Below are 25750 nucleotides of genomic sequence, written 5' to 3'. Positions count from 1 at the left end.
TTTGGGCTGTTGTTTGGGGGTTCGAGCTTTGGGGGGCAATGAAAACGAGGGCACAAGGCCCCCGTTTCGCTCTATATAGTCGGCTAGGGTCTAGCCCTTGGTGATGTCAGGCGCGTCGACGGCTTTCATGCCCACAACGTGGTAGCCTGCATCAACGTGATGTGTTTCGCCTGTGACGCCTGATCCCAAGTCGGACAAGAGGTACAAAGCAGATCCGCCCACATCATCGATGGTCACATTGCGACGCAGCGGTGAATTGTATTCGTTCCATTTCATAATGTAGCGGAAATCGCCAATGCCAGAGGCCGCGAGCGTTTTGATCGGACCCGCAGAAATGGAATTGACACGAATGCCGTCTTTGCCCAAATCTTCGGCCAAGTAGCGCACGGAAGCTTCCAAAGCGGCTTTGGCAACACCCATCACATTGTAATGCGGCATCACGCGTTCTGCACCATAATAGGTCATGGTCAGCATAGAGCCGCCATCTGTCATCAACTTCGCAGCGCGCTGAGCAACAGCCGTGAAGGAATAGACAGAGATATCCATGGTCAGATTGAAGTTGTCGCGGGTGGTGTCAACGTAACGCCCACGCAATTCGCCTTTGTCTGAAAAACCGATGGCGTGCACGACAAAGTCGATTTTGCCCCATTTTTCTTCGATCTGCGCAAAAAGTGCATCCACTGAGGCGCCGTCAGACACATCACAAGGGACGACAAAATCAGAGCCAAGTTTTTCGGCCAGCGGATCAACACGTTTTTTGAGTTGTTCCCCTTGGTATGAAAAACACAATTCAGCGCCATGTTCTGCCAGTGCTTTGGCAATGCCCCAAGCGATTGATTTATCATTGGCGAGGCCCATAATCAGACCACGTTTTCCGTCCATAAGTTTTGTCATGGTCGGTTCTCCCACCTATATGCTGCGTTGGGTATAGGCTTTATGCGGTTTGGCCTGCGCTATCAAGCCTGTGGTTTTGTCACATCACTGACATATATATGTGCGTTTAAGTATGTTCTATTTCTTCCGGCCTTGATCGATCCCCTTGTTGGGGCAGGGGCGACACGGTATTTCATACGTGTAATGCAAAGGAGATCAGCGCATGGATGTCAAACGCAGTGGTATTTTCAAAGGCGATAACCCGTTCGATATCGCGCGTGCTTGGCTTGATGAGGCCACCGTCACTGAAGTGAACGACCCCAATGCTATCGCTTTGTCGACAGTGGATGCAGATGGCATGCCCAACGCACGTATGGTTCTTCTCAAATCGATTGAAGCAGACGCTTTTGTGTTTTTCACAAATTATGAAAGCGCCAAGGCCAATGAAGTTGAAGCAGCTGGAAAAGCAGCCTTTGTGATGCATTGGAAGAGCTTACAACGTCAAATTCGGGTGCGCGGAACGATTGTGCGTGAAAGTGACGAGGCCTCTGACACCTACTATAAATCGCGCGCCCTTGGCAGTCGTATTGGTGCTTGGGCTTCCGCACAATCGCGCCCCTTGTCATCGAAAGGGTCCTTAATGGAAGCTGTCGCTAAAGAAGGCTTGAAACATGGCCCAAACCCCAAGCGACCACCGTTTTGGGGTGGCTACCGTATCCTGCCAGTTGAAATTGAATTTTGGGCGGCTGGCGACTTTCGTTTGCATGATCGATTCCGCTGGACGCGGGCGTCACAAGGCGCACCTTGGTCAATTTCGAGGCTGAACCCTTAAGTTGACGTAAGGTAATGCGCCTGTTTGCATAAAAAGACAGGTCGTTCCCACCTTGATCCTCAGCGCAGTTTGCCGCACGTTATCGATGGGATGAGGGGCTAGTGCCCCAAGTATTTGAAGAGCGCTTGTTGCGCCTTCAAAAGAGATGGGAAATATGAGCGACAACAATTTAGAGAAAACGGTTGCCGGACAGGTTAAATGGTTCGACCCCGCAAGAGGTTTTGGTTTCGTCGTTTCAGATGAAGGCGGACCGGACATTCTGTTACATGCCAATGTCCTTCGGGTGTTTGGCCAAAGCACCGTGGCAGATGCCGCCAATATACGGCTGACAGTGCAAGAGACAGATCGGGGCATTCAAGCGATTGAGGTTCTGTCGATCGAGCCCCCTTTGGCGCCCTTAGGGCCGTCTCTGGAAGATCTTGAACATCTGGAAGACGCAGACCTGAACGTGCCGCTTGAGCCTGCAAGGGTCAAATGGTTCGACAAAGGAAAAGGATTCGGTTTTGCCAACGTCTTTGGCAAATCGGATGACATCTTTGTCCATGTCGAAGTCTTGCGCCTCTCAGGTCTGGCCGATCTTATGCCCGGCGAAGCCGTGGCACTGCGTGTCATAGATGGACGTAGAGGACGCATGGCAGCGCAAGTTATAGCTTGGGATGTGGCCGCACGTGATGACGATAATGGGGCAGGCTACACTGACGAGGTCCCGCAGCAGTTACACGCCGATGCTGAATAGATTTGATAGACATAAAGGGGCTGCACGTTGTGCGGCCCTTCTTTTTGTACGGTCGGCGCGTAGCTGGCTCAAACACCACCGTGTGACGTTGACGTCTTTCAGGCCCGTGTCGGCTTGTATGTGTCTTGCTGTCTTGACCGTGACTGCGGCCAGTACAGAGCGGGCAGAGGCTCTGTCATGCCCCGACGATCAAGTTGTCATACAGACCCAAGGCGGCGGCTCACATGTGTTTTATGTCGAAGTGGCTGATGATGGGCCAGAACGGGCCCGTGGGCTGATGTTCGTTGAGGCGATGGATGAGGATGCAGGCATGCTTTTTGTCTATCCCGATCCGCGGCCTGTGAGCTTTTGGATGAAGAACACGTTGATTCCCCTCGATATGATTTTCACAGATGAGCGCGGCGTCATCGTCTCGATTCATGAAAATGCGATTCCTTATGATGAAACTGCAATTTTTGGGGGAGAGGCCATTTTTTCTGTTTTGGAGCTAAATGCCGGTGTTTCTAAGGCCAAAAGCATCGAAATTGGCGACGTGCTTTTGCACCCAGCTTACGATTTTTACACTTCTTTGCCCTGTGATGCGAAATAGGGGTTTTCATCCCTGAACAGGGCCCTTATAGAACCCTCAGTCGGGGCGTAGCGCAGCCTGGTAGCGCGACGGTTTTGGGTACCGTAGGCCGCAAGTTCGAATCTTGCCGTCCCGACCATTTACTAATTACACGATATGCAAAGCGCATTGGCCCATAGTGGTTCAAGGCGCTTTTTGCGTTTTGGGCCTCGGTCCACACCATATGCTGTGGTCATAGCTGGCGCCCTATCTCTGTGACCGTCAAAGAATCGTTACATTTCGAATCTTCGATTCGGCAAAAATCATTCAATTTAAGGTTGTGGGGGTCTGGTTTCGAGAACCGCAAAAAAATGGCTGGGTTTTGGGTGATAAATGCTCGTTTTTCCCGTAATTCTAGGAAATTCAGGGTCTTGCAGCGCCGCCCTCACCACATATGGCTACCACATGTAGTGTGTAGGTGGATTTTACAACATATGGTTGTTTTGACCCCAGCTATCCTTTTTTTATCCCATGCACTTATCCACAAGCATTCAGTCAATTGGTTAAGCGGTGTCGGCAAAGCTTTAGAAATAAAAGAGATTTGTATTAACGCAGGCAGTTACGAATCGGCGCGCCCTGTGGGTGAAATCCGTCAATAAGAAAGTGGTTACCCAAGTGATAATTTTGACGTTGACCGAACGGGGTATAACGCTGCACATTGTGTTAGTCGGTTGGTGAGGTACTACATTTAGTGGCTCAAAGGCGGTCAAGGACAAGAGGCGATCAGACGTATCTTTGAAACGATAATCTATACGGTGGGGTTCACGATCCGTGGCGCATTGAAATAGGTACAGTCAAAGATTTAGGCGTATTGGACGATACTCGGACATAATACCCAAAGGCTTGGGCCTTTGACTGGGTTTGCGATATCCGCATTTCCAGCGCGTGATCGCTTTGCCGATTTTCGCGATGTTTCCCTGATGCTTTTGGCCTGTGTGTTTCCAATCGACGGCAGATCGAGCTGCTATAGCTCTACGGTATCAAATTCAGGGCCAAAAGGCCCGATGCACACGCGCTCAAAAGGCGCTGGTGACGCGTAAAACAGTAAGTCGAACACGGGGTAGTTATTCATGAAAATCGAACGCAAATTCACCAAATCTGGATCTGACGCATATGCCGACATGGCATTTCAAAAGACGTCTTCGGAAATCCGAAACCCAGACGGTACCGTTGTGTTCAAACTTGATGATTGTGAAATCCCAGCCAGCTGGAGCCAAGTGGCCTCAGACGTTATTGCGCAAAAATACTTTCGCAAAGCGGGCGTGCCTGCAGCATTGAAGCGGATCAAAGAAAAAGGCGTGCCTTCGTTCTTGTGGAAATCTGCGCCCGATGAGGATGCCCTTGCGAAATTGCCAGAAAGCGCGCGCTTTGGTGGCGAAACCTCGGCCAAGCAGGTGTTCGACCGTTTGGCGGGCGCATGGACGTATTGGGGCTGGAAGGGCGGTTACTTCACGAGTGAAGACGACGCCAAGGCTTACTTCGACGAAATGCGTTACATGTTGGCAGGCCAAATGGCCGCGCCGAACTCTCCGCAGTGGTTCAACACAGGCCTGCACTGGGCTTACGGCATCGACGGGCCGGGCCAAGGCCACCACTATGTGGACCATGAGACTGGCGTTCTGACGCGCTCCACCTCTGCCTACGAGCACCCACAGCCACATGCCTGTTTCATTCAATCCGTGTCCGACGATCTGGTCGGCGATGGCGGCATTATGGATCTTTGGGTGCGTGAAGCGCGCTTGTTCAAATACGGCTCTGGCACTGGCACCAACTTTTCATCCCTGCGTGGCTCTGACGAGAAGCTCTCAGGCGGCGGCAAGTCCTCTGGCTTGATGGGGTTCCTGAAAATCGGTGACCGTGCGGCAGGGGCGATCAAATCAGGCGGCACAACGCGTCGGGCGGCCAAGATGGTCATCTGTGACATGGACCACCCCGATGTGGAAGAATTCATCAACTGGAAGGTCATCGAAGAGCAAAAAGTGGCGTCCATCGTTGCTGGCTCTAAAATGCACGAGCGTCAGTTGAACGAGATTTTCGACGCGATTGGAACATGGGATGGCGCCGAGGAAGACGCCTTTACCCCTGCGAAAAATCCTGCGTTGAAAGCGGCGATCAAAGACGCGAAGAAAGTTTTTATTCCAGAGACTTACGTCAAACGTGTTTTGGACTATGCCAAACAGGGCTACGCTAAAATCGAATTTCCGACATATGACACGGATTGGGATTCTGAGGCCTACGCGTCAGTGTCTGGTCAAAACTCGAACAACTCTGTGCGGGTCACGGATGCGTTCTTGAAAGCTGTCAAAGAAGACAGCGATTGGGAATTGATCCGCCGCACGGATGGTTCAATCGCCAAAACAGTGCGCGCACGGGACCTGTGGCAAGACGTCGGTCACGCGGCTTGGGCCTGTGCTGATCCGGGCATCCAGTTCCACGACACAGTCAACGCTTGGCACACTTGCCCGACCGACGGCGCGATCCGTGGATCAAACCCGTGTTCTGAGTACATGTTCTTGGATGACACGGCCTGTAACTTGGCCTCGATGAACCTTTTGACATTCCTTAAAAATGATCGGTTTGATGCGGAAAGCTACATGCACGCCACACGCCTGTGGACGCTGACGCTTGAGATTTCTGTGATGATGGCGCAGTTCCCATCCAAAGAGATCGCGCAGCGTTCCTATGATTTCCGCACGCTGGGTCTTGGCTATGCCAATATCGGCGGGTTGTTGATGAACATGGGCTATGGCTACGATTCATATGAAGGCCGCGCGCTCACTGGCGCTTTGACTGCGATCATGACCGGTGTATCTTATGCCACTTCGGCTGAGATTGCCGGCGAGCTTGGAGCCTTTGCGAAGTTCGAGAAAAACCGCGAGCACATGCTGCGGGTCATCCGCAATCACCGCACGGCGGCTTACGGAAAATCCACTGGTTATGAAGGTTTGGACATCAAGCCTGTGCCATTGGATCACGCCAATTGCCCCGACGCGTCTTTGATCGAGCTGGCCAAGATGTCTTGGGACGAGGCGCTTGAGCTTGGGGCCAAGAACGGCTTTCGCAACGCGCAGGTGTCAGTGATTGCGCCAACCGGCACCATCGGTTTGGTGATGGATTGTGACACCACAGGCATCGAGCCAGATTTCGCCTTGGTGAAATTCAAAAAGCTCGCTGGCGGTGGTTACTTTAAAATCATCAACCGGTCCGTGCCTGCCGCTTTGGCCAAACAAGGCTATGCGTCAAATGAGGTCGAAGAAATCGTGTCCTACGCGGTTGGGCATGGGTCCATCGGCAACGCGCCTGGTATCAACCACACGTCTTTGATTGGTCACGGGTTCGGCAAAGAGCAGATCAACAAAATCGAAGCCGCTTTGCCATCCGCTTTTGACATCCGGTTCGTGTTCAACCAATGGACCTTGGGCGAAGATTTCTGCACCGGTACGCTGGGTATTCCTGCGGCAAAACTCAATGATCCGTCTTTCGACTTGCTGCGCTCGCTTGGGTTTAGCAAGGCCGAGATCGACGCGGCCAATGACCATGTGTGCGGGACGATGACCTTGGAAGGCGCGCCGCATTTGAAACAAGAGCATTACAGCATCTTTGATTGTGCCAATGCCTGCGGTAAAAAAGGTAAGCGATATCTGTCGGTTAATAGCCATATCACCATGATGGCTGCCGCGCAGTCCTTTATCTCTGGCGCGATTTCCAAAACCATCAATATGGCCAATGACGGCACGATTGAAGACTGTCTTGCGGCTTATGAGCTGTCTTGGTCTTTGGGTATCAAAGCCAATGCGCTCTACCGTGATGGATCGAAACTGTCCCAGCCTTTGGCCGCCGCTTTGATTGAGGATGACGAGGAAGCCGAAGAAATTCTGGCCTCTGGATCTGTCCAAGAAAAAGCGGCTGTTTTGGCTGAAAAGATCATCGAAAAAGTGATCATCAAAGAAATCGCGCGTGGTCGTGAAAAATTGCCACAGCGTCGCAAAGGCTACACGCAGAAGGCCGTTGTTGGCGGACACAAAGTGTACCTGCGCACCGGTGAATACCAAGACGGCAACCTCGGTGAGATTTTCATCGATATGCACAAAGAAGGCGCTGGCTTCCGCGCGATGATGAACAATTTTGCCATCGCGATCTCTGTTGGTCTGCAATATGGCGTGCCGTTAGAAGAGTTCGTTGATGCCTTCACCTTCACCAAATTCGAGCCAGCTGGCATGGTGCAGGGCAACGACAGCATCAAAAACGCGACGTCGATTTTGGACTACATCTTCCGCGAATTGGCTGTGTCTTACTTGGATCGCACCGATTTGGCCCATGTGAAACCCGAAGGCCATGCCTTTGACGATCTGGGACGTGGCGAAGAAGAGGGTGTGTCCAACGTGCGCTCTCCATCTGAGAATGCCTCTGCAAAATCGATTGAGGTGCTCAAACAGATCTCCTCGACCGGTTACTTGCGCAAACGCATGCCACAAGAATTGGTCGTGCTGCAAGGCGGGGCAGGGATTGCTGCGTTTGACAACTCCATTAATCCAAATGTGGCGCTCAGCACTTTGGTGCCAGAGGTGACAACATCGCCAGCTTCAAGCACCGCTATGTCTTCGGGCACAGTGAGTGCCACGTCGCTTGATCTGCGCTCTAAGGCGAAGATGCAGGGGTATGAAGGCGATCCATGTGGCGAATGCGGCAACTACACACTGGTGCGCAACGGCACCTGTATGAAATGCAATACGTGCGGCGGCACCTCGGGCTGTAGCTAAGGAATATGATGATGGAATTGGTTTTTGATATCGCTGGACAACACTGTGTTGCCGATCGTGTGCAAATGCGTGGCAACACCATCGAGGCAAATTTTGCCGCGGGTGTTGAGGCGACATTGGCAGATGCTTTTGCCGGCAGCCATACCGTTTCAATCATGGGATTTCCTGCGATGTCGGTGACCTATTCTGTCCAAGACTTTCAGTCCGACGGTATTGATGGCTGCACGGCTGTCTTTGCAGTGAACAGCAGCGCAGGACGCGTGCTGCACTGATATGAAATTCGCTGTGCCGTCTGTTGATGGCACAGCAAGGTGGGGGATTTTCGGACTTAATTGACCGCCCCCATCATAGGGTCACTTGCCCCCAGTTTCCGGAGCGGATGCGTTCGCTCCCGGCGTCGATCAGGCCACAGGCAAAAACACTATAGGGCAGTAATCAATGATGAGCCTGATCAGCGAACCTCAGGGGGGCCGAAAGGTCCCCCTTTTTTTGATTTTTTTTAAAGGGTGCCAGCTAGGCTCTGATGGCGCGCATTTTCTGGGGTGCGCTGGCCAGCAGCGATCTGGAAATTTCTGGTGCATTCTGTGCTTCGACAAGTTTGAGATTTATACAACCACGAAATTCGCCGAATGTGACGATGTCAAAGGTGACCAAATCGCCAACTTCAAGTGTCTCTGTTGCGCCAAGTGTTATATCTGTGGACGATGCATATGCTAATTTATCGCTGTCGTCGCACCACACGATGGCTTTGTTTTTTTCGGGATCATACCAAAGAATTAATCCATACATACACTGTGTTCCAATACGTTACGCAAAATACTGCACCAAGTTTCGCATACGCCAACGGTGCACAAAATGACCCAAAATGTATCTTGCCGCAACGACAGTTGACGCTGTTTGGCGTCAGTTTGGGCCATTGCGCATGTCATTCTTGATCTTTTCCAAAGTTGCCGTAAGGTGAATTTATTGGGAAAAGACTTTTTGACTATAGGTTAGTCGTACCCGCGTCAGTTGACGGCTCGGAAAGCGTTTTTAGCAGTGGAGGGCATATTATGCCTGACAAGACACATGACAAGCTGTCGAATGCATCAAGACAGCGTACTGATCCAATGCAGTTGCGCGCGATCTTTGGTTCAAATCTACGTGCCTTAAGCGCAGGTGCCCCATCCGTTGCAAGGTTGTGTCGAGATCTTGGAATCAACCGTACGCAATTTAACAGATATCTGGGTGGTGAGGCGTTTCCGCGACCTGATGTCTTGGATCACATTTGTCGTTTTTTTGGTGTTGATGCGCGGATCTTGCTTGAACCGATAAAAATGATATCGGATGAAACGAAGCAAGACTTCGGTCTGGTGCCGCTTGATCAAATTGGCAAAGATCGGTCTGACCAAGCGCGGGCAGTTCCCGCAATAGATTACGCGCGCATGCCGCTGGGAGCCTGTTTGCTTTATCGGCGCTCGTTTCTAAATAACGAGTTACTTTCTGTCAGTATGGCCTCAAGCGTGGTGCGATCTGATGGAAAAATGGTCCTGACTGTGATCATGCCGCGCGACTTAGCGCAGGCTTTGGGTCTTTCATTGAAGCTGAAAGATCGCCGCTGTATCGGCGAAATATATCAACATCCCACGGGTATTTCTTTTGCACTTCAAGATGCATCTTCGGGCATTTCGCATTTTGCATTCATGGAATACAGCTATTTGAGCAATTCAAACCTATATGCTGGCGAATGCCTCAGCACGATACGATTGGGGCGCCCTGGGCGGATCACAGATCTTATTTTGTTGGAACGCCTCACGCCAACACGTGCTGCGATGCTCGCTGCTCGGCATCAAACAGGCTACAAATGCATCACAGATATGAAGCCCGTCGTACAAGGATATTTTACGCAAACGGATGTCTAAGGCTTGGTCTTGTCTCTGCAAAAAGGCGCGCATCACATGTGTGGTGCGCGCCTTTTTAAAGCTTATAGTTTTGAGTGACTGCGTTATGTTACGCGTTGCCACCACGTCCAAGGGCTGCCACACCTGTGCGCGCGATCTCGATCAAACCCAAAGGCCGCATCAAATCGGCAAAAGCGTCGATTTTCTCAGAGGTGCCAGTCATTTCAAACACAAAGCTCGCCAAGGTGCTGTCAACAACATTGGCACGGAAAATTTCCGCCAAACGTAGTGCTTCGATCCGTTTGTCGCCGGTGCCGCTGACCTTGAACAAGGCCAGTTCGCGCTCAACTGACGCGCCCTCAACCGTCAAATCATGCACTTCATGCACGGGCACGATACGGCCCAATTGGGCTTTGATCTGGATGATCACATTTGGCGTGCCCGTCGTGACGATGGTTATGCGTGAGCGATGACCCTCTTGGTCCACTTCGGCCACGGTGAGGCTTTCGATATTGTATCCACGGCCGGAAAACAGACCGATCACACGCGCAAGAACACCGGGTTCGTTTTCGACCAAGACGGCCAATGTGTGTTTCTCAATGATCTCGCCATTGGGGTCACGCAAGTCGTAGGCGGAATGGCTTGTTGAGCCTTTTTTGATGTGAAGTGCAGACATGTGGTTTCTCCTTACACCAAAACCGCGCCGTCGGATTTGATGGCGTCCGCAGTGGACGCATCGCCGAGCAGCATTTCATTGTGGGGTTTGCCTGATGGAATCATCGGGAAACAATTTTCATGTTTCTCGACCAAACAATCCATAATCACCGGACCATCATATTTAATCATGTCCATCAACGCATCGTCCAAATCTTTGGGGTCAGACACGCGAATGCCTTTGGCGCCAAAGGCTTCGGCCAATTTTACGAAATCGGGCAGGCTTTCAGACCAAGAGCTGGAATAGCGTTCGCCGTGCAGCAGCTCTTGCCATTGGCGGACCATGCCCAGACGTTCGTTGTTCATGATGAACTGTTTAACAGGCAGGTTGTACTGCATCGCTGTGCCCATTTCTTGCATGTTCATCAACCATGACGCTTCGCCCGCCACGTTGACAACAAGGCTGTCAGGATGCGCCATTTGAACCCCAATGGAGGCGGGGAAGCCATAGCCCATCGTGCCCAAGCCACCGGATGTCATCCAGCGATTGGGGTCTTCAAAGTTCAAATATTGCGCGGCCCACATCTGGTGCTGACCCACTTCTGTGGTGATGTAGCGGTCCATGCCTTTGGTCAGCTCTTCAAGACGCTGCAACGCATGTTGCGGCTTAATGATCGAGCCGGTTTGGGTGTAAGACAGGCAACGTACGTCACGCCATTCGCCAATTTTTTTGGTCCACTTGCCGATGTTTTGTGTTTTGCGCCCGCGTGATTTCCACACTTTGAGCACGTCTTCCAAAACATGCGCCACATCGCCAAGGACGGGCAGATCGACTTGGATCACCTTGTTCAAAGACGAAGGATCAATATCAACGTGGATCTTTTTGGAATTCGGTGAAAACGCGTCCAAGCGGCCGGTGATGCGGTCATCAAAACGCGCGCCGATGTTGATCATCAAATCACAGCCGTGCATCGCCATGTTGGCTTCATAAAGCCCGTGCATACCCAGCATACCCAGCCAATGTTTGCCAGACGCAGGGTAGGAGCCAAGGCCCATCAGGGTGGATGTGATCGGAAAGCCCGTCGCGTCAACAAGTTCGCGCAGCAATTGAGAAGCCGCCGGACCAGAGTTGATCACGCCACCACCAGTGTAGAACACGGGGCGTTCGGCTTTCTCGATCATCGCAACCAAATCGTTGATGTCTTCGATAGGGGCTTTTTTCTTGGGTTGGTAATGGCTGACGCGGGCTTTGGCAGGGCTCACATAAGCGCCATCCGCGAATTGCACGTCTTTGGGCAGATCGATCAAAACCGGACCTGGGCGACCGGAGGTCGCAACATGAAACGCTTGGTGAATGGTGTCAGCCAAGGCATCCGTGTCCTTCACCAACCAGTTGTGTTTGGTGCAAGGACGGGTGATGCCAACGGTGTCGGCCTCTTGGAACCCGTCTGTGCCGATCATAAATGTAGGCACCTGACCCGAGAAAACAACCAACGGAATGGAGTCGAGCAAAGCGTCCGTCAAACCGGTCACAGCATTCGTGGCACCAGGACCAGAGGTCACCAGCGCGACTCCAACTTTGCCAGTGGAGCGTGCGTAGCCTTCGGCTGCGTGGATCGCAGCTTGTTCGTGGCGCACAAGCACGTGTTTGATGTCGTTTTGCTGAAAAATAGCATCGTAAATCGGAAGCACAGCGCCCCCGGGATAGCCAAAGATTGTGTCCACACCCTGATCTCTCAGGGCTTGAACTACCATTTCCGCTCCGGTCATTTGCCGTGTCATCGTATTCTCCGTATTCCGCGTCTTAACGTTGCATTCGTCATTCTAAGTGTCTGGCTTAGTCAGTGAAGTGTCTTGTCGGTGTGGGTTCTGGTCCGCGCCCCGTATTTTGCATGGGTCTAAGGCATCGCGGGTCCAGATTAAACCCAAAGATATCCCATAAAAAAACCCCCGAAATTCGGGGGCGCATGGGAACCTATATGGTCAACCGTTACCGGCCCATGCGCACACTTCCCACGACGACTAGAAGAAGATTGTTCATCTTACTCACTCCAAATTGACTTTAGGGGACATTAGGAGTCCTTTTCCAAGGCGTCAACCGCGAAATCCGCATAAAAGGCATCTTTTGGTGTGATTTTTTGAAACAATATTGCGCGAGGTGGTCTTTTTCGGGTATATTTGCAATTCTAGCAGTCCACGCGCGGCAAAAAATAGAAAAAACCATCTTGCCTCCTTTGGGACGTCGCGGGTGGTGTCGCACCATTCTAAACGGTCATTTCATATCTTTGTTTCATGGCTGTCACAGATAGGTCATGCACAACTGGCACATCGGGAGCGATGTTTGCGCAGGCGCGCAGACCTGTCTTGTCTAGCAAAAGAGATTGAGCCATGAAAAAGACCGATATTACAGACCTGTCTTGGGATGAATTTGACGAGCTGCGCGACCCGCGCGAGGACAACAATGGTTTTGATGCAGTTGTCGAGCGCGCCGTGTCGCGCCGCGGTTTCTTGGGCGGCGCTTTGGCGTTTGGCTCAGGTGCAGCCGTGTTCGGCACAGGGCTTTTCACCAGCACGACAGCAGCCAAAGCTGACGGCCACATGAAATTCGCCTTCAAGCCAATCGATATCGCAACAGACGACTTGGTGCATGTGCCAGAGGGCTACGAGACTAAGGTTCTCGTGCGTTGGGGCGATGCGTTGTGGTCCGAGGCCAAAGACGCATATTCCGCCAAAACCGGCGTATCTGTTGAGATGTCCGACAAAGTGTTTGGCGAAAACACAGACGGTATGGAGCTTTATGAAGTGGACGGCGCAACGCTGATCACTGTGAACTCTGAATACGTAAACCCGAAAATCAACTTGCCTACTGAGGCAGAGGGTACACCGCGCACTGCGGATGAAGTGAACTTGTTGAAAAACCTGCAAGGCGTGACTGTCATGGAAGTGGCAGACACCGGCCACGGTTTCGAAGTTGTCGTCGATTCCAAATACAACCGCCGCATCACCCATGAGACAGAGATGAAAATCGCCGGTCCATTGGCTGGGTCTGATTTTGTCAAAACCAACGCTGATCCTGAGGGCATGACTGTCAAAGGCACCATGAACAACTGTGGCGCGGGCAAAACGCTTTGGAACACTTACATGACCTGCGAAGAAAACTTCAACGGTTACTTCGGCGCAACAGGCGAGCACGCCTCAACACTGGGTGAATCGCGTTACGGTATCGGTGGTGAAGGCCGCTATGCTTACGAAAAATTCGATCCACGCTTTGATCTGACACAAGAACCTAACGAGCCTAACCGCCACGGTTTCGTCACTGAGATCAACCCAGCTGACCCAACATCCATGCCGATCAAACGCTCCGCTTTGGGTCGTTTCAAGCATGAGAACGCTGAAATGGTCCACGCATCCGACGGTCGCGTGGTTGTGTACATGGGCGATGATGAGCGCGGTGAATACCTGTACAAATACGTGTCCACAAACACATGGGCCGAGGGCACATCACCTGAAGGCATCATGGACGACGGTATGCTGTTTGCGGCGCGTTTCAACGATGACCAAACCGGTGAATGGCTGGCCTTGACACCAGACGCCACAGGCATGTCAGCCGACGAAATTTTGTGTTTCACCCGTATGGCAGCTTCTGCCGTGCAAGCGACAACCATGGATCGTCCTGAATGGGTTGCAGCCAACCCGTTGAAAGTCGAGGCCTACTGCGCTTTGACCAACAACAAAAACCGTGGCGTGAAACCAAACGCTGGTGGCGACGACACATCTGTGAACGCGGCCAACCCACGTGACACCAACAACTACGGTCAAATCGTGCGCTGGACACCGAGCGATGAAAACCACGCAGCCGACACGTTTACATGGGATCTCTATGTGATGGCAGGCAACCCTGACGTTTACGACAATGCCTATGCAGGGTCCGACAACATCAACTCTGGCAACATGTTCAACTCACCAGATGGCATGGCGTTCTCATCTGATGGGATGCTTTGGATCCAAACAGATGGTGATTACAAAAATGAAGGCGAATTTGCAGGCATGGGCAACAATCAGATGTTGATTGGTGATCCAGAAACCGGCGAAATCGCACGCTTTATGACTGTACCATATGGTGCAGAAGTCACAGGGCTTTGCTGGTCTGCTGATAAAAAGACTGGCTTTGTCGGCGTCCAGCATCCGGGCGGCACTTGGCCTGACATGGGCGAAGGCGACAAACCACGTTCATCCGTTGTGGCCTTCTGGCGCAAAGATGGCGCGACAATCGGTTAAGACAAAAGACCTTTTAAGTATGATAAGGGTGCGGCTTCTGCTGCACCCTTTTTCGTTAAGGGCGTGGCTGGAGCAGCGAGGTTTGGCAAACGGATAAGCCCGACTTGTTGGGGCTAGAAACGCCCAGAACCTTGCAAAACACCGTGTTCCATCGCGTAGCGCGTCAGGCCTGCGGTCGACGAAATACCCAGCTTGCGTTTGATGTTTTTGCGGTGCGTTTCAACCGTTCTGACTGAAATATCCAGCGCGCAAGCGACGTCTTTGTTGGATTTGCCTTGCGCCAGTTCCAACAGCACAGTTTGTTCGCGTTCCGTCAGCGGTTCGCGCCCGTCTTGGGTTTTAGGATCGATGGCCCGCCGCGCGCCGCTGCAAAGATAGGTTTTGCCCGCCATCACGGCATCGATTGCGTCTTTTAAATCTTCTGTCGGCACGTCTTTGAGCACATATCCAACAGCGCCATGATTGAGCGCCGCCGAGATATATTCAGGGCTTTCATGCATCGTAAGAATCAAGATCCGCGTGTCTGGGCGTTGTTCAAGCAAAATTTCCGTCGCGGTCAGCCCACCCATTTGCGGCATATTCAGATCAAGCAAGATCACATCAGGCGACAGGCTTTGCGCATGTTCTACAGCCTCGACGCCATTGGTCAAAGTGCCAACAACTTCAATGTCATCAAAGGTTTCCAGCAAAGCACAGATGCCTTCGGCCACCATCGGATGGTCGTCCACGATCAACACACGGGTGGGGTTCTTATCTGTCATTTTGATCCCCTTTAGAGACGGCTTTGGACTTAACAGCGGCTTTGCGCTGCACTGGCTTGGCTGGGGGCAAGATATGCTTGAGTGGCACCGTGGCGTCAATCAATGTTCCGGGCGATAGATCGGTGATGGTTAAGGTGCCGTCCAGCTGTTCCATGCGCTCTTGCATATTGCGCAAGCCTATGCCGCGACCTTTTTTTCCATTTGAGATGTCAATCCCGCGCCCGTTATCGCGCACGATCATCGTCGCACCCGTTCGGTGACCGCGCACACTGATATGCACTTCGGTGGCACCCGAATGGCGTTCGATATTGGTGAGGGCTTCTTGGGCGATGCGGAACAGCGCGGTTTTGGCCTCTTCATCAAGACGGTTGCGAAACACTACGGTTTCCAATGAGGTCGCGATGCCCGTGCGAGCTTTGAATTCTTCGGCCACAGAGGTCAGCGCCGATCCAAGACCCAAATCATCCAGTACACCTGGGCGCAGGTCGCGCGAAATGCGGCGGACCTCAGAAATGGCTCCGCCCAGCATGTCGACGCTTTTCTCCATGCTTTCTTTGACGCGCGCATCGCCTTTTTGCAAACGCCGCCACGCCAAATCCATGGCAAAACGCGCACCGATCAAAATCTGCGAAATCCCGTCGTGCAGTTCACGGGCCACACGAATGCGTTCTTCTTCTTGGGTGTCGAAAATACGCTGGGTCAGTTCTTTGAGCTTGGCATCGGCCAACCTGCGTTCGCGCACGGTGATGAAAATGCCGGATAAAAACACCAGCAAAACGGCCGTCAAAGCAATAGCGCCAATATATAGAAATGTCTTCTTAACGCGCTGTTCGACTTCGGCGCGGGCGGCAGCCACGGAATCGAGCACATCATCGACGAAGACACCTGTACCAATCGCCCATTGCCAATCTTGCAACCCGATCACATAGGCCATCATTTGCGCCTCTTTGCCTGTAGATGGTTTGGTGAACATATAGGAATGATGGCCGCCACCATTTTTTGCGAGATCAATCAATCGATCGACAATGGGAGTGCCTTGGCTGTCTGTGAGACCTTTCCAGTTTCGCGTGATGAGATTGGTTTGACGCGGTGCCACAAGGTTCGTGCCATCGTAATCGAAGACAAAGAAGTATCCTTCGCGCCCAAATGTCATCGCTGACAAGATTTGCGTCACCTTCAGCTTGGCGTTTGCGTCATGCGGGCCTGCGGGATTGTATTCTGCCGTGATCGAGGTGCGCGCCAGTTGCAGATAGTTTTGCAATTCCTCTTGCTTGGCTGACACCAGTTGGCTTTCCAACTCAGATATTTCGCGCTCTGCCATTTGACGGGCTTGAAAAGCGACAAGCAATGAAATGGCCCCGACCGCAAGCAAAAGCGGGATCGTTGCCAGCAAAAATAGCTTTTGCGCATAGCTTAATGGCAGCAGCGATGTCAGTCGTTTGAGCATGTGTGGGGCCTTGTGAAGTCGAATCGCAGAATAGGCACCAACGCTTTGGCGTCAATCCATGCGCGGATTTGTTTGTTTGTGTCACAAAATATAAGCAATTGGTCAAAAAAAGTCGTCAAAACTGGCAAGTCTACGTAGACTTGGGTATTTATCCAATTGTTAAGGATCGTTATCGTTTTTTGAGTTTGGCCTCTTACTGCGTGAGGTCGGTTTCATACGTCAGCGTCAAAGACACGTCGTTTGAATCTGTAGCACTTTGAGGTAAGGCTGCAAACTTATCATAGATATATTGGGAGGAAATCATTCTATGGATCGTCGTTCTTTTTTGAAAACATCCGCACTTGGCGGTGCATCCGCAGCCGCAGCAGCCACATTGGCAGCACCTGCTTACGCACAAGGCAAGCGCACTTTGACAATGGTTACAACTTGGCCACGCGGCCTTGCTGGCGTTTGGGACTCTGTTGAGCGTTTTGCAACATCCGTCACAGAGATGACAGATGGCCAGTTGACCATTGAGCCAAAAGCGGCTGGCGAACTGGTTGGCGGTCTTGAAGTGTTTGACGCAGTCACATCCGGCCAAGCCGACATGTACCACGGCGCTGATTACTACTTCACGGGCCAACACCCTGCTTGGGCGTACTTCACCACTGTTCCTTTCGGCATGACAGCGCCTGAAATGATGGTGTGGTACTACGGCATGGGCGGCATGCAAAAGCACCACGAGCTTGGTGAAATCTTTGGCCTTAAATCTTTCATCGCGGGTCAAACCGGTGGTCAAGGTGGCGGTTGGTTCCGCAAAGAAATGGCGTCCGCGTCTGATTTCCAAGGTCTGAAATTCCGTATGCCTGGTCTTGGCGGCGAAGCTTTGGCAAAACTCGGCGCATCTGTTGTGACCATGGCGGGTGGCGAAATCTACCAAGCTTTGTCCACTGGCGCGCTTGACGGCACTGAGTGGATCGGCCCTTGGTCTGATGAAAAGCTCGGTCTGCAAGAAGTCTGTGACTTCTACTACCCAGCGGGTTTCCACGAGCCTGGTGCGGCTTTGTCTGTTGCAACCAACTTGGAAGTTTTTGATGACCTTACACCTGGTCAGCAAAAAGCGATCGAAGTTGCCTCTGGCGATGCGCATCAGCACAACTACTCTTTGTTCATGGCAAACAACGGTCCAGCGCTTGAGCGTTTGATCTCAGGTGGGACACAAGTTATGTCATTCTCAGATGACATTTGGGATGCCTTTGGTGCGGCCTCTAAAGAAGTTCTCGACGGCAAAATGGATGATCCGCTCTTTGCTGATATCCGTGCGTCCGCTGAAGCCTCTATGGCGGCGACATCTGGTTGGGCTGGTCGTTCTGACAGTGTTTACACTGCGCAACGTGACCGCGTTTTGGCAAACCTTAAATAAGTTCATCAACATTTTGAAATCATGGGAATGTGCGCGGTTTTGCGCACATTCCTTTTTACGGTATGACCTTTTTTGCACTGTGCCTGTACTGCGCGTGGTGCCAAAAAGGTCTTGGGATTCGGGAGACATCCAAACATGCAAGAAGATGCCGCAACATCGGCCCTCGGGGCTGTCATTGGCGGGCTTTGGTGGTTGATCAGCAATATTGGCATGGGCTTTTGGCACATGGTTTATGCGATCTCGCACCCAAGCTTATGGCTCGATTGGTCTAACACAGAAAGCCTTTTGCGCTTTGTATATTACGGCGGCTCAACCGAGCTGTTTTTTGTGTTCTTTGACCTGTTCTTGATCGTCACAGTCATCGGATTTTTCAACCGCGGCTTTCTTTGGGGCGTGGTCCGAGTGTTCGAAGGCTTCACAAACGGGGTTGGTCGGCTGGCCGCTTGGGCGGGTCTTTTGATGGTGCTGCAACAGATCATGATCGTGTTCTTGCAGTCTATTTTCCGCATCGGCCAAATTTCGATTTCGCCCTTTGGCACAGGGTTTACCCAATCGGTGACGTGGTGGTCCGAAAGCATCAAATTCGAGAACGCCATCGTCGTAGCACTTTGTGTGTCCTACGCATTCGTGCAGGGCAGCCATGTCCGTGTGGATCTGGTCTATTCAAGCGTGTCTCACCGTGTGAAACGCGGCATCGACATGTTCGGGTCGCTGATGTTTATGATCCCCGTGGCGACGCTGACATGGATGTACGCTTGGTATTTCTTGTGGCGTCACCTGATCACGCCAAAAGTATCGGCTTCTGACAAGTTGGGATTGATGCTGCGCAAAGCGCGGATCGTCAAATGGAATGTGGAAACCGTGTCCTTTACCGGTGACGGGTTCAACGCCTATTTCATGTTTAAAATCTTGATGTTGTCGTTTCTTGTTCTTGTATTTGTTCAGGCTGTTGCCTTCTTCTACCGCTCGTTCCTTGAGCTCGTAGAAGGCGAGGAAAGCGCTGGAAAGTACTTGGACAAAGACACGCTTGGCAAAGGCGAAGAAGCCTTTGAGGGGACGCATTGATCATGACCTACTCCACACACTTTAATATTTGCACTAAGGGGCTCGGCTCATGATTTTCGGACTTGATGGCGTAGAAATCGGCCTCATCATCGTTTTTCTCAGTTTGTTTGCTGGGATTTTGACAGGCTTTCCTGTGGCTTTTGCCATCGGCGGGGCAGGGCTTTTGTCCTTTGGTATTATCGCAACGCTCGACAGCGCTGGTATCTTGATCCACGAGGCCATCGACACAGGATCGCAGGCCTATAAAGATCTGACGGCTGCGGGTATAAATCCTCTCAACATATCGCATTTCAGGTATCCTGATCTGCCCACTTACGCTCAGCCCTTGTTCGACGGCGGCTGGGAGCGGGCGATGGATCGCAACCTGTCCTTTATCGTCAACCGTATGAACGAACGCGTGTTTGCGGGTGCATCTATCGAGACGCTTTTGGCTGTTTTGATGTTCGTGATGATGGGCATCGTGTTGGAGCGTTCCAAGATTGCCAACGATTTGCTGACCACAATGGCGCGTGTTTTTGGCCCGCTGCCCGGTGGCTTGGCTGTGTCCGTTGTCATCGTGGGCGCGTTTCTGGCGGCTTCAACAGGTATCGTGGGCGCGACAGTTGTGACCATGGGTCTTTTGTCTTTGCCGACGATGTTGAAACACAACTATTCGCCTGAACTGGCGACCGGTGTGATTGCGGCCTCTGGCACTTTGGGGCAGATAATTCCGCCCTCCATCGTGATTGTGTTGCTTGGTACACTTGCGGGTGATTTGTATTCCGCAGCTCAAGAAGCGCGTGCGCAGTCTTTTGGCTGTACAGATGCTTTGACCTATTTGGGCAAACCAGCGGTTGTGTCCGTTGGCACATTGTTCCAAGCAGCGATTTTGCCGGGCGTAATGCTGGCATTCTTCTATGCGCTTTACGCCTTTGTTTATGCACTTTTGAACCCCGCCAAAGCGCCACCCGTTCACTTTGAATCAGCCTCATCAGAGCCAATCACACGCCGCGAAGGCATCTTGTGGTTCGTAGCTATGCCTGTGTTTGTCATCGGTATGGCGATCATGTCGGGCCAGTTTGGCATCGCGGGTTCGCAAACCATCCAAGTGAACCAGTTCACGGATATTGGCGACCGTGCCAGCCTGCGCACCAATGTGAACGAGTCTTGCCAAGAAGCGATGATCACTTTGCATGGTCAAGAGGCGTGGGATGTGGCTGTTGCAGAGCAACTGGCGATCAACAACAGTGGCAATACGCAAGAAAGCGTACGTCGTACGGATGTTGAAATGCTCGACTTGACTGCGCAGGCTGTTGCTGACGCACCGTTAATCGGCAAAGGCATCTTGGTTGTGATGGTGATGTTGTCCATAGCCCTTGGCTTTGGCCGTGGCGTGTCCCTGTCATCTGATGCGCGTCCCTTGATCGTTGGTGCTGTTGGTGTCATTGCGGTCTTGGCGCTGGACATGCTGTTTGTCAGCCCGCTGACCTCACCTGGTACGGCATTTATGATCTATCTCATTCCGTTCGCGTTGATCGCATTCGGTATGAAAACAGCCGTTGTGAACTTGGCGCGCAATGAATTGTTCCGCGTTGTCTTCCCCCCACTCATTTTGATCGTTGCCGTGCTTGGCTCGATTTTGGGTGGTGTGACCAACCCAACACCGGCTGCTGGTCTTGGGGCAGGGGGCGCGCTTTTGCTGGCTGCTTACCGCAAGCTGCGCGATCAACAGCAAGTGTCTAAGATTATCATCGGCGGGGCTTTTGCCGTAGTTGTGATGATCTTGGTCGGCGCAAACTTTGACCTACGGATCACGCGGGACGATGTGCCACTGGAAGACTGGATCGCCTATATCGTGGCGCTGGGGTGTTACTACTTTGCCTTCTTTGGCATCTTGTACTCTTGCTACGTTTTGCTAGGCGATGGCACGCTTAAAGTCGTCGTACGCGAAACGGCCAAGGTGACCTCGATGGTGTTCACCATTTTGATCGGGTCGCAGCTTTTGAACCTTGTGGTGATTTCCTTTGGTGGCGAGCACTACATCCAGCAGTTCCTGCGCAGCTTTGACAACGAGTTCACTGTCTTCTTGCTGGTTATGGCCGTGCTGTTTGTTTTGGGGTTTGTGCTCGATTTCCTTGAGATCATCTACATCGTTGTTCCTATTGTGGGGCCTGTGATTTACGGCGGCACGATGGATCCGAAATGGGTGACGATCATGATCGCTGTGAACTTGCAGACCTCGTTCTTGACGCCGCCCTTTGGTTTCGCGCTGTTCTACTTGCGCGGTGTGGCGCCGCCCTCTGTCACCACGGGGCACATTTACCGCGGGATCATTCCGTTTGTGTTGATCCAAGTCGCAGGTCTGGCCACTTTGTGGCTCTTCCCTGATGTGGTCACGATCATTCCGAACCTCTTGGCGCGGTAGAGTTTGGACACATGTATTGAGAAGGGCCTCGCAGTTTGCGGGGCCTTTTTTTGGGGACGCCTTATACGTGACTAAAAAAATCAGGTATTGATTTTTAAAACTGACCCTGTAATCTTATCTAAATAGTCAGGTATAAACTCAAGGAATCACCCGTGACCCAATTTGATCCCCGTCTAGCCGGCGCTGCCCCTGTGTCTCGTGTTGACGTGGTTGATGCGCAGACTTTGTTCTTAATCACCGCGCTCAGAACCTTTGGGACAGCGCAAGAGTTCACTTTTTGGGAAAGCTATGCCGCACTTACAGATGTTGCGCGTGCAGACACTGCGCGATCGGCCTTTGATACGCTCATGGGGTTTGTCATTAGAAACGCGCGACGTCCCTTGATGACACATGACGGCGCTTGCAGTTGTATCGGCGCGGACGAGGCAAGCTTCGCGCAATTTGTCCGCTTGGCGGCCGAGGGCGACTCAGAAGACGCTATGCTTGTGGGAATGCTGTTGCTGCGCGCTGATGTGGTGCCTGTGGCTGTCGGGCTTGCCCAGCAGCTTGGTCTATTGGTCGGGGGGAATGCCAGCGGCATGCTTTCGGGGCAGTGTCGGCGACCAGCATATCATTGATGGTCAAGTGGTGACCTAAAGCTCAGTGACCGTCGAAGGCTCTTTCAAGTCATCTGTCTCGCGCCGTGGCAAGCTGATGTTGGCGACCTGTTCAGCGATGGGTTGGTTCTCCTCATCCGCTGTAGGGGCCTCAAAAGTATCTGGATCATCGACAGTCACCCAAGCGCCATTTTTATACACTTCAAGCGCCGAAAAACGCGCTTTGTAGCCCATCTTTTTCGATCCAGGCACCCAGTAGCCCAAATAAACGTATGGCAGACCAGCGTCGCGAGCGATTTCAATGTGGTCCAAAATAACGAATGTGCCAAGGCTGTCTTTGGTCAATTCCGGTTTGTAAAACGAATAGACCATCGACAGGCCGTCATCCAGCAAATCGGTCAAACAGGTCGCCGCCAAAGCGCGGCTGTTGGTCTCTGGCGCAGGGGTATAATATTCGACTAAACGCGTACGGATCGGCGTTTCTTCGATCATGGCGGCGAATTCGAACACATCCATATCCGCCATGCCACCGTCCGCGTGACGCGATTCCAAATACTCGCGGAACATCTCAAACTGCGCTTCTGTCGCCCAAGGCGAAGTTGCGGCTCGTGTGAGGTAAGCGTTTTTCTTAGCAGCGCGTTTTTGGCTTTTGGTCGGCACGAAATCTTTGACCCGAATGCGCGCTGATAGGCACGCATTGCAGTCGACACAGGTGGGACGGTACAGCACGTTTTGTGAACGGCGAAACCCCTGCTTGGAGAGGCTGTCATTGAGTTGAACTGAGTTTTCGCCCTGCAATGCTGTGAACAGTTTGCGTTCCATCCTGCCGTCAAGATAGGGACAAGCCTGAGGCGTGGTCACGTAAAACTGCGGAGCATGTGGAAGTGAATGACGCATAGCTGAAAAACGGGCCGTTCTTTTGGGATGTGTTTATAGTACCAAACCGCCGTGTTCCTGCAAGAGCTCAAGAGTTCAAATGCGAAGCAAACAGGACCAAAGGGCCTATATTTGCGCCCTTTGGTTAACATTCACGAAATTTCGGTTTGATTAAAACTGCGAAGGTCGATTGATTGCAGCAGTACCAAGGATCACATCTGACAGGCCTTGCTTGCGTGCTGTGGTCAGCATCAACACAACGGACACCACCTGTGGCAGCGCCATCGACGACCAAACGGTAAAGAGTCCCGTGTGTAAAACTGCCATGCCAAGATCAAAACGTTCGCCCTTTGCAGTTCGAAATTCGATTCCCATCATGCGCATACCAAGAGTGGCTGAGGCACGCGCGAGTGTCACAATGCGGTAGGCAAAACTGACAACTGCAACCAAAAATGGAAAGAAAAAAATCCCCGTGAAGGCTGTAAATGGCACGATCAAAGCGGACAAGACCACAACCACCACAAGGTCAATCACAAAGGCGATCAGGCGCTTGGTCGGCAGGTTTTCATAAAAACCGCTTTGGCTGTGGGGGTCTGGTAGGCCCCAAAGGGCGGTGTCATCATGGTACATTGTTTCGGTCTCGTGCAAATAGGGGGTCATGGTAGTGTGTCACCAAATTGGGTTTATGGAAAGCGCTGGAACGTCTAAGAAGGGCCGCGTTGGGTGCGCCTCTGGGAGGAGACAGGCAAGCGCACCCGTGCCGATTGCTGAACTTAGCCTTATGCGTCTTGGGTGACGCCTTTGTCTGTCTCAGACAGCTCGCTCGCTTTTTTGCTCTGATCGTTCATGAACTGATCAAACTCAGATTTGTCTTTCGCGGCGCGTAGGCGTTCAAGGAAGGCTTCAAAGCTGCCTTGTTCATCTTCTAAGCGGCGCAGCGTTTCGGCTTTGTAAGCGTCGAAAGCTGAGTTGCCAGAAGACTTAAAGGCTGCGTGTCGGGAGTGGCGGTGGCCGCGCGGGCCACAAGAGGATTTGCTACACATGCGTTTGCTCCAAATCATATAAAAAAGAAGGGCGAGGCCAACGGGCCATAAGAAGATAAAGCCAAGCACCATGGCCGCGATCCAGGCACCTTTGCCTTTATCGTCAAGCCAGTTTTCAGCGCGTGCGAACCAACCGAGTGGGCGGGCAGGAACAGTTTCAAAATCAGCGGCATGTGTCATTGGGTGTCTTTCTTGGTTATGTTTGAGTGTTTGAAGTTATGTAAATGTCTTTCACATTACCAAGATTGGGTTTTGTCACGCGTTTTGCAAGGCAAGATGTGAATGTTTATTACATTTATTTATTTAATATTTATTACCAGTGTTTTACGTAATTTTTTTTGTTGTAGCTGTTGTTGTAGCGCGACAGGTATTCTTGCAGTGAATGACAGCGAATGTTGCAGCAAACCATTTTTGGTGAACGGTTCGAAATCACCGTGGTAGAGTGGCCCGATCATCAGATTCGGAGAACATCATGGCTGACAAAGATAAAGACACAATCATTGCTCTAAATGCCGAAACCCCGAAGGCTGGTGACGCAGGGCTAAAGTTCGGAACTGCATTGCAGTTCGCTCCAGCAAAAACAGAACGCGCCACCCCGACACCCAAAAAACCTAAGTGATCAAGTTCCGCATTTCTATTGCGGCAATCTGATCAGCGGGAATGTAGGTCATTTGCAGTCCCAATTCTGTGCTGGTTGATTGCACCAAAGACCAGTCGGGGTCAGAGCCATTTTGGGTGTGCGTGACATAGAGCGCGATTGAGCCGTCTTCGCCAAAAACGCAGGGACCGTGCGGATAGGGTTCAAAGCTTTTCAGATAGTCGCACTTAAGATGTATTCCGTTCTTTTGGCGCACCACAAGCTGCGTTGGCCTGTTTCTGGTCGAAATGCGGATGCTGTCCCAAGCTGATCTGCGCCCGTCTGAATACGATACATTTGTAACTGCCAAGACTTCACGGCACCAATTGGCGAGATACTTTTTCCAAATTGCAGCCGCTAGTATTGTTGCGGCGATCCCGATTGCGACAGAAATTTCAATCTCATAAGGGCCGCCAACTTTGACCCGCATACCGAGGCCGCAGACCAGCCCAAATGCCAAACTGATAAAGGCAACGTCTACGGATTTGTGCGTTTGATCGTCTCCAGTATAGGCGATCCGATACCCCATATATCCCGCGCCAAGTACGGCCAAAGTGTCCATCGGAAGGGTAAGCAGGGTTTGTACGTCACTCATGTGCTTTGTCCTTTTCTTCTCTTGCGCTACATCCGTGGTTTAGGCTTGGGGGGCGGGGCACCGTATGTTTGGTGAACTCTAAGTTCTACACTTCCCCGCCCACGTTGTTGTTTGTTGTCTGTAGATAAGGTGCCGAAGCGGTAACTCAAATATACGAACACCAAAACCAAAAGCGTGTAGACGGTCAGGGCGAGCATGTGTTCGATGGTTTCCATTGTAATTCTCCTACTCTTAAACGTCTGTTTAACGGCGCGGTGGCGGTGTTTGATTGACGGCCAACGCGCGCTTCTTCGCTGCAAATATT

At 51.9% G+C, this 25750-nt stretch carries 24 protein-coding genes and 1 tRNA gene; 13 read left to right on the top strand and 12 right to left on the bottom strand.

Annotation, left to right across the window (positions count from 1 at the left end; translation table 11 throughout):
* Positions 1 to 90: 90 nt before the first annotated feature.
* Positions 91 to 894 carry an enoyl-ACP reductase FabI gene (gene fabI / locus WNY38_RS12815; protein ID WP_342857739.1) on the bottom strand — a complete coding sequence of 268 codons (804 nt, stop codon included), beginning with the start codon at positions 892 to 894 and terminating at the stop codon, positions 91 to 93.
* 202 nt (positions 895 to 1096) lie between these two features.
* Between fabI and pdxH the strand changes: the two genes are divergently transcribed.
* From pdxH to WNY38_RS12785, 6 genes are all read left to right on the top strand, one after another.
* On the top strand, positions 1097 to 1705 hold the full coding sequence (gene pdxH, locus WNY38_RS12810; RefSeq protein WP_342857738.1) for a pyridoxamine 5'-phosphate oxidase: 609 nt from the start codon (positions 1097 to 1099) through the stop codon (positions 1703 to 1705).
* A gap of 154 nt (positions 1706 to 1859) precedes the next feature.
* Positions 1860 to 2441 (top strand): cold shock domain-containing protein, encoded by a 582-nt coding sequence (locus WNY38_RS12805; protein ID WP_342857737.1) that lies wholly within the window; start codon positions 1860 to 1862, stop codon positions 2439 to 2441.
* Between the two features lie 118 nt (positions 2442 to 2559).
* Complete coding sequence (locus WNY38_RS12800) at positions 2560 to 3030, top strand: DUF192 domain-containing protein (protein ID WP_342857736.1); 471 nt, start codon at positions 2560 to 2562, stop codon at positions 3028 to 3030.
* A gap of 41 nt (positions 3031 to 3071) precedes the next feature.
* Positions 3072 to 3148, top strand: a tRNA-Pro gene (locus WNY38_RS12795).
* 970 nt (positions 3149 to 4118) lie between these two features.
* The gene (locus WNY38_RS12790; protein WP_342857735.1) at positions 4119 to 7808 is read left to right on the top strand and encodes a vitamin B12-dependent ribonucleotide reductase; all 3690 of its coding nucleotides are present in this window, start codon (positions 4119 to 4121) and stop codon (positions 7806 to 7808) included.
* An 11-nt stretch (positions 7809 to 7819) separates the two neighbouring features.
* Complete coding sequence (locus WNY38_RS12785; protein ID WP_342857734.1) at positions 7820 to 8080, top strand: hypothetical protein; 261 nt, start codon at positions 7820 to 7822, stop codon at positions 8078 to 8080.
* A 241-nt stretch (positions 8081 to 8321) separates the two neighbouring features.
* Here the strand turns inward: WNY38_RS12785 and WNY38_RS12780 are convergent, their stop codons facing one another.
* Positions 8322 to 8597 (bottom strand): hypothetical protein, encoded by a 276-nt coding sequence (locus tag WNY38_RS12780; protein WP_342857733.1) that lies wholly within the window; start codon positions 8595 to 8597, stop codon positions 8322 to 8324.
* 263 nt (positions 8598 to 8860) lie between these two features.
* On the opposite strand from WNY38_RS12780, the gene WNY38_RS12775 reads away from it, so the two are divergent.
* Entirely contained in the window at positions 8861 to 9709 is an 849-nt protein-coding gene (locus tag WNY38_RS12775; protein WP_342857732.1) for a helix-turn-helix transcriptional regulator, read from the top strand.
* Between the two features lie 88 nt (positions 9710 to 9797).
* Here the strand turns inward: WNY38_RS12775 and ilvN are convergent, their stop codons facing one another.
* From ilvN to WNY38_RS12760, 3 genes are all read right to left on the bottom strand, one after another.
* Positions 9798 to 10364, bottom strand: a complete 567-nt coding sequence (gene ilvN / locus WNY38_RS12770; RefSeq protein WP_342857731.1) for an acetolactate synthase small subunit — start codon at positions 10362 to 10364, stop codon at positions 9798 to 9800.
* A gap of 11 nt (positions 10365 to 10375) precedes the next feature.
* On the bottom strand, positions 10376 to 12124 hold the full coding sequence (locus WNY38_RS12765; RefSeq protein ID WP_342857730.1) for an acetolactate synthase 3 large subunit: 1749 nt from the start codon (positions 12122 to 12124) through the stop codon (positions 10376 to 10378).
* Positions 12125 to 12606: 482 nt separating this feature from the next.
* A complete protein-coding gene (locus tag WNY38_RS12760) occupies positions 12607 to 12732 on the bottom strand; it encodes a hypothetical protein (protein WP_342857729.1) in 126 nt (41 codons plus the stop codon).
* On the opposite strand from WNY38_RS12760, the gene WNY38_RS12755 reads away from it, so the two are divergent.
* Positions 12731 to 14620 (top strand): PhoX family phosphatase, encoded by a 1890-nt coding sequence (locus tag WNY38_RS12755; RefSeq protein ID WP_342857728.1) that lies wholly within the window; start codon positions 12731 to 12733, stop codon positions 14618 to 14620. The two genes, WNY38_RS12760 and WNY38_RS12755, sit on opposite strands and share 2 nt — an antisense overlap.
* A 113-nt stretch (positions 14621 to 14733) precedes the next feature.
* Here the strand turns inward: WNY38_RS12755 and WNY38_RS12750 are convergent, their stop codons facing one another.
* Both WNY38_RS12750 and WNY38_RS12745 read right to left on the bottom strand, forming a co-directional pair.
* Positions 14734 to 15381 carry a response regulator transcription factor gene (locus tag WNY38_RS12750; protein WP_342857727.1) on the bottom strand — a complete coding sequence of 216 codons (648 nt, stop codon included), beginning with the start codon at positions 15379 to 15381 and terminating at the stop codon, positions 14734 to 14736.
* Entirely contained in the window at positions 15371 to 16828 is a 1458-nt protein-coding gene (locus WNY38_RS12745) for a cache domain-containing protein (RefSeq protein ID WP_342857726.1), read from the bottom strand. Before WNY38_RS12745 ends, WNY38_RS12750 begins: the two co-directional genes overlap by 11 nt.
* A 307-nt stretch (positions 16829 to 17135) precedes the next feature.
* Here WNY38_RS12745 and WNY38_RS12740 point away from each other — a divergent pair, with 307 nt between their 5' ends.
* The 4 genes from WNY38_RS12740 to WNY38_RS12725 all read left to right on the top strand — a co-directional run bounded on the left by WNY38_RS12740 (position 17136) and on the right by WNY38_RS12725 (position 22316).
* Entirely contained in the window at positions 17136 to 18230 is a 1095-nt protein-coding gene (locus WNY38_RS12740; protein WP_342857725.1) for a twin-arginine translocation signal domain-containing protein, read from the top strand.
* Positions 18231 to 18365: 135 nt separating this feature from the next.
* Positions 18366 to 19295, top strand: a complete 930-nt coding sequence (locus tag WNY38_RS12735) for a C4-dicarboxylate ABC transporter permease (protein WP_342857724.1) — start codon at positions 18366 to 18368, stop codon at positions 19293 to 19295.
* Positions 19296 to 19344: 49 nt separating this feature from the next.
* A complete protein-coding gene (locus tag WNY38_RS12730; RefSeq protein WP_342857723.1) occupies positions 19345 to 21699 on the top strand; it encodes a TRAP transporter large permease subunit in 2355 nt (784 codons plus the stop codon).
* A 152-nt stretch (positions 21700 to 21851) separates the two neighbouring features.
* Positions 21852 to 22316, top strand: a complete 465-nt coding sequence (locus WNY38_RS12725; RefSeq protein ID WP_342857722.1) for a hypothetical protein — start codon at positions 21852 to 21854, stop codon at positions 22314 to 22316.
* Between the two features lie 15 nt (positions 22317 to 22331).
* Here WNY38_RS12725 and WNY38_RS12720 read toward each other — a convergent pair whose 3' ends face one another.
* The 3 genes from WNY38_RS12720 to WNY38_RS12710 all read right to left on the bottom strand — a co-directional run bounded on the left by WNY38_RS12720 (position 22332) and on the right by WNY38_RS12710 (position 24394).
* Complete coding sequence (locus WNY38_RS12720; RefSeq protein WP_342857721.1) at positions 22332 to 23192, bottom strand: arginyltransferase; 861 nt, start codon at positions 23190 to 23192, stop codon at positions 22332 to 22334.
* A gap of 150 nt (positions 23193 to 23342) precedes the next feature.
* Positions 23343 to 23831, bottom strand: coding sequence for an RDD family protein (locus tag WNY38_RS12715; RefSeq protein ID WP_342857720.1), 489 nt, complete (start codon positions 23829 to 23831; stop codon positions 23343 to 23345).
* A 119-nt stretch (positions 23832 to 23950) separates the two neighbouring features.
* Positions 23951 to 24394, bottom strand: coding sequence for a DUF2852 domain-containing protein (locus tag WNY38_RS12710; RefSeq protein WP_342857719.1), 444 nt, complete (start codon positions 24392 to 24394; stop codon positions 23951 to 23953).
* A gap of 292 nt (positions 24395 to 24686) precedes the next feature.
* Here WNY38_RS12710 and WNY38_RS12705 point away from each other — a divergent pair, with 292 nt between their 5' ends.
* Positions 24687 to 24833: a hypothetical protein gene (locus WNY38_RS12705; protein ID WP_342857718.1), complete on the top strand. Its 147-nt coding sequence runs from the start codon at positions 24687 to 24689 to the stop codon at positions 24831 to 24833.
* Here WNY38_RS12705 and WNY38_RS12700 read toward each other — a convergent pair.
* Positions 24826 to 25446, bottom strand: a complete 621-nt coding sequence (locus WNY38_RS12700) for a hypothetical protein (RefSeq protein ID WP_342857717.1) — start codon at positions 25444 to 25446, stop codon at positions 24826 to 24828. The genes WNY38_RS12705 and WNY38_RS12700 overlap by 8 nt on opposite strands.
* 26 nt (positions 25447 to 25472) lie before the next feature.
* Complete coding sequence (locus tag WNY38_RS12695; protein WP_342857716.1) at positions 25473 to 25661, bottom strand: hypothetical protein; 189 nt, start codon at positions 25659 to 25661, stop codon at positions 25473 to 25475.
* Positions 25662 to 25750 lie beyond the last annotated feature (89 nt).

The organism is Pacificibacter sp. AS14, assembly GCF_038899935.1.
Lineage (GTDB): Bacteria > Pseudomonadota > Alphaproteobacteria > Rhodobacterales > Rhodobacteraceae > Celeribacter.
The sequence above is the reverse complement of the archived record's forward strand: the minus strand, read 5'-3'. Positions and strand labels throughout refer to the sequence as shown.